General features: G+C 63.4%; 3 protein-coding genes. 2 read left to right on the top strand and 1 reads right to left on the bottom strand.

Features of this window, described 5'->3' with window-relative positions; all coding sequences use genetic code 11:
• A partial coding sequence (locus tag FJ386_15235; protein MBM3878040.1) for an addiction module toxin RelE occupies positions 1–93 on the bottom strand: 93 nt, incomplete at its 3' end.
• 119 nt (positions 94–212) lie between these two features.
• Between FJ386_15235 and FJ386_15230 the strand changes: the two genes are divergently transcribed.
• Both FJ386_15230 and FJ386_15225 read left to right on the top strand, forming a co-directional pair.
• Positions 213–2669, top strand: coding sequence for a DUF2357 domain-containing protein (locus tag FJ386_15230; GenBank protein ID MBM3878039.1), 2457 nt, complete (start codon positions 213–215; stop codon positions 2667–2669).
• Positions 2670–2940: 271 nt separating this feature from the next.
• Complete coding sequence (locus tag FJ386_15225) at positions 2941–3474, top strand: hypothetical protein (protein MBM3878038.1); 534 nt, start codon at positions 2941–2943, stop codon at positions 3472–3474.
• The last annotated feature ends 433 nt before the right edge of the window (positions 3475–3907 follow it).

Raw genomic sequence — 3907 nt, 5'->3', positions numbered from 1 at the left:
CACATCGTCCCGGAAAATGGCCCGCCGTTCGTTACCCCGTGCCGTCACATGGTAACGACCCCCAGCCAAGGCGATGCGCAACGGTCGAGCCACGCGCCCAATCTGAACAGGCCACTGCAAATGTCAATATTCAAGATGTGACCCTGACCCTGCTGATCTGCAGTGGCGCAAGCTCGTGCGCGATCAATTCGTGACGTTCTCGGAGGCGTGACATGCCTGCGGAGCCGCAGAATCCCGCGCAAGTGGACTGCCGCACGCCGCAGGGGCGCATCCTCGCGCGCTTGTATCTCTGGCCGCCGCGTCGCTCGGAGACGTTAGCCGGCGAAGAACATCCGCTCATTCGCTGGCCCGATGTTGAGGCACAGGCGCGCAGCGAAGAGCCGATTCAACTACGCGAGCGTGGCCGCTACGTGTATCGGCTCGAACCCGAGCCGGGTGCGCCTGCGGACCTGGTCTTGATCGAGGAACGCGGCATCACGCGCAACCCCGCCGCTTCGCACGGCGTCGACGGCGGTTTCATCGAGCCGGGAGACCAATGCGGCGTGCTACCGCTGACGGTTGCGCGCGTCGGCGATCCGACGCCGCTTGCTCGCGCCTCGGTGGAAGTCCGCTCGATGAAGATGAACTACCGCGAGCACTACCGCGGGATGCTCAATCACATCGCCGAGCAGTGCGCCGGCCTGCTGCTCGACAGCCGCGCGCCCACTCGCCTCCGGCTCTCGTCGGAGTGGCGCACGAATCGGGCGGCGTTGGAGCAGCAACTCGAGTTTCTACGGCACGCGCTGGAGGCGCCGACGTTTCGTGGCGCAGTGGATGAAGTGCTGCGCAATCCGCATCGCCACTTGGAAGACGAGCGCGAGGAACGTTCGATCAGCCGTCCGTTCAAGGCCGGCAAAGAGTTCGCGCGGCAGATCGCCCGCGCCGGAGATCGTGTCGCGCTGTCGGAGACCCATCCGCTGCGACGCCTTCACCCGATGCTGACGACGTTGCCCGCGCGTGTGACCGTCACTACACGCACCGACTTCCTCGACACGCCGGAGAACCGTTTTGTGAAGATGGTGCTCGTTGAGTTCCGCGATTTTCTCGCCGAGATCGGCGCGCTGCTGGGACACAATCGCACCGAGGCAGCTAAGCCGGAGAACGTGCGTCTGATCCGTGAAGTAACGCGGCTGCGCGGCACGCTCGACAGCCTGCTCGGGCGCGGCTTTCTGCCGGATGTGTCGCGTCCCGAAATGCTGCCGCTCGGCAGTCCCGTGCTTCAACGCAAAGCAGGTTATCGTGAGTTGCTGCACCTGTGGTTGCAGTTCCACGTGGGGGCGCAGCTTGCGTGGGAGGGTGGGCAGGATGTGTGGCAGGGCGGAGCGCGGAACGCCGCGACGCTCTACGAGTATTGGCTGTTCTTTCAGCTCGAAGCGTTGTTCCGCGCGAAGTTCAATTGCGCCGCTCCGCTTCACTCGGTGCTGGTGGAGAATGATGCGGGTCTGCCGCGTCTCAAACTTCAGCGTGGGCTGGAGCTGCGCACTCCAATCGGCGGCGTGTGGTCGCCGACCGCTGGGCGAAATCTCTCGGCAGAGTTTCACTTCAATCGCAAGTTCGGTCGTCGCACTGACCACCGGCAGCGCGGCAGTTGGACACGCGGCGTGCAGCCCGACTACACGATCAGCATCTGGCCGACTGAGTTCACGAAGGGACAGGCTGAGGAAACCGAGGCGATGGTGCATATCCACTTCGATGCGAAATACCGGGTGGACTTCGCCAAGGACGTTTTCGGCGAGGACGCCAGCGATGAGGTGATTCAAGACCGTGCCGAATCATCGCGAGAGAAGCCGACGTCGGCGAAGTATGCCGACTTGCTCAAGATGCACGCCTACCGCGATGCGATTCGCCGCACCGGTGGCGCCTACGTGTTGTATCCCGGCAATGCCGGCGATGGGCGACGGTTCGAGGAGTTCACCGGCTTTCACGAGGTTCTGCCCGGCCTCGGCGCATTCGCCATCCGCCCGCGCCTTGATGGCACCGCCGAGGGAATGGACGACCTGCGCCGATTCCTCGACGACGTAATCCAGCATCTGGCTAATCGCACTACTGCGCGCGAGCGCGCGAGTTTCCACGTCGCCGAGTCCTACACGCTGCGGGAAGACCCGGTGCCCTACGGCACGCTCATCCTCAGCGAGCGAGACGCGCTCGGCGGTGACTACCGCGCGCTGCCGCCCGCCGAGCATCATGTCGTCGTCGCGTGGTATAACTCGCCTGACCAACTCGCATGGACGCTGCGTGAGGGCATCACCAATGTGCGGCTTGGGGATCAGCCCGGCGCGTTGCATATCCCGCCCGAGATGGCCTCGGCGCGCCACGTCCTGCTGCGCACGCACGGCGGAAATGTAGCACCTGGGCTCTTTCGTCTGCGCGCACCCGGCTACCGGGTTTTCACAGCGGAGGAATTGCGCGGCAGTGGCTACCCCGGACGCGCGAGCGGTGAAATCTATGCCGTTTTCGAGGTCAGTGAAGATCCCGAGTATGCCTGTCACGAGTGGAATGGAGCGATCCTCATGGACGTGCTTGAAGAGTTCGAGGCGCGCATGAAGCACAGGCCGGCAGTCCCACTTGGACGCACTTCGCCCTATCCGCGCGTCTTGAGCCTCCGCGAGCTTTTGAAGGCTATTCGCTAAGATTGTCGTCAGGCTCTTTCGATGCGCGGCTTTGGGGTTGGGAGCAGCCGGCGAACAATGATTTCCTGCTGGTCAGCCAGTTCAGCGTCACGGGCTTAAACGAGTCCCACACATTGACGCTACCTTGGCCCCCGCGCGCCGGTCCTCCATTAACCGCTCGAACTGCTGACGCCCGGCGGCGCTGTCATTGGGCAGCCGCACTGACCCCTGCTCCCGTGAGGTTGAACCTACTGCCTGTAACCCGACGGCGGTTCGTGCTGAAACAAGCCCGATGACAACGCGCGCATCGGAACTGTCATCAGCGGGGGCGGTTGCAGAACGTCGTCCATCCATGAACCGGCGGGCGCGCCGTCACGACTGCTTCCCCGCGCGCCTGCCGGGAGCACTATCGCCAGGCTCGAACCTGATCGCCGTTCCTGAACAAGATTCCGCCGCTCGCGTGCAAGACAAACTTTGCGCGGCACGAAACAATTTACGCATGCCCAATATGAAAGCAGAACCCGCCGCCCATTGGCGTTTCCCCATGAAGCCAGAGCTCATCTTCGCCTTGACCGCGTGCTTTCTCGGGCCGCTCGGGCTCGCGCCGGTGTTCGCGGACTTCCCCGAGCCTTACAATTCGGAAAAATCCGCCACGCTTCCGCTTCAGCCGGCCGAAGCCGCCGCACAGTGGAAACTGCCTCCGGGTTTTGTGGCGACCGTCTTTGCCTCCGAGCCGGACGTGCGTCAGCCGATTGCCATCATCAAACAGGGGTCAGTCCCGGCCATTGGCGACAATCATCAAGAATTATCCCATAGCCGGGACTGACCCCTTTACTTTTGGGACTCAAGGACGAAGGCCGGGTGCTGATGCGGTTCAACGAACTTCGCGAGACGCTGCGATTGGTGGCGCGCGCACCTTCAGCCCTGCAGGGCGACAGAAAATAGCGCAGCGTTTCAACGCTGGGATTCGGTGGCGAGCGGGAAACGAGTCCCGTGAGGGACGAAAGATCACGTTCACATGTCGCACCATTTCTTTCGCCCCTCCGGGGCTTGGGCGGTTTTGTTGACCGTTGTCCCAGCGATGAATCGCTGGGCTATTGTCGGTCGTCCCGGACGGGACTTTGCCCCTCGGGGCGGACATTGCAGGGTGCTGCTCCCGCCGGAGCGCACCTGCCTGACGGCAGGCAGGTCAACGCCTATGCGCAGGCAGTGATCCGGACGTGGCAGGCGGACAAGCATCAGCGCGGCTGCCTCATGGA

The sequence above is a fragment of the Verrucomicrobiota bacterium genome (genome assembly GCA_016871675.1).
Classification (GTDB): domain Bacteria; phylum Verrucomicrobiota; class Verrucomicrobiia; order Limisphaerales; family VHCN01; genus VHCN01.
Note: the sequence above shows the minus strand (reverse complement) of the source record. Positions and strands in the feature narration are given on the sequence as shown.